The sequence below is a fragment of the Streptomyces sp. NRRL S-337 genome (genome assembly GCF_000720175.1).
Taxonomy (GTDB): domain Bacteria; phylum Actinomycetota; class Actinomycetes; order Streptomycetales; family Streptomycetaceae; genus Streptomyces; species Streptomyces siderophoricus.
Map to the genome: position 1 here is coordinate 1 of NZ_JOIX01000179.1, position 673 is coordinate 673.

Consider the following 673-nt stretch of genomic DNA (forward strand, 5'->3'; position numbering starts at 1 on the left):
TTTCTGGGCGGTGGCTTCGATTAGTTCACCGAGGGCGGTGATGTGCGCCTGGGCGTGTGCGTCGTCCGCGAAGTCGGTATGGAGGGCGTCGAGGGCGTCGGTGGCCTGGTGCCAGGGAGTGCTTGGGCGGTTGCGGCGGGCGGTGGGGTGCTCTTCGGGCTGGCTGGATTCCAGGCGGGCCTTGATCTTGGGCAGGGACAGGTCGGGGGAGATCTTGCCGCCCGGGTGGAAGATCTGCTCGCCATCCTCGTTGAGGTCGCCGGGGCGACCGACGGCATACCCGAGGAGATCTCCTGACGGGCCGCGCCGTACGTGCACCTCGATGCCGCCGGCTTCGAGATAGGCGATGAATTCCTCGGCGTCGGTCACGTGGGGAATGGCGGCACGGATGCGGCCCTGGAGCCACTCGGGACTGGTCTGCTTCCAGCCGAGGCGTTCGGCCTTGTACATTTCGGCCTGGGTGGGGCGGCGAGCAGCGGTGCCGTCACCCTTCTTCAGGCGGCGCAGGCCGTAGTCCTTCTCGATCTCGCGGCATGCATCGCCGACGCGGATGCCGCTGTCGTGGAGTTTGGGACGGCGGCCGTCTTCGCGGACGGTGGTGGCGAGGATGTGGATGTGGTCGTCGGCGTGGCGGACGGCGATCCAGCGGCATGCCAGATCGTCGCCTTCGGGC

The 673-nt window shown here is 68.4% G+C and carries 1 pseudogene; it reads right to left on the reverse strand.

Annotated elements, in window-relative coordinates:
* Positions 1-673: pseudogene (locus IG62_RS0140980) on the reverse strand (relaxase/mobilization nuclease domain-containing protein); the annotation flags it as partial.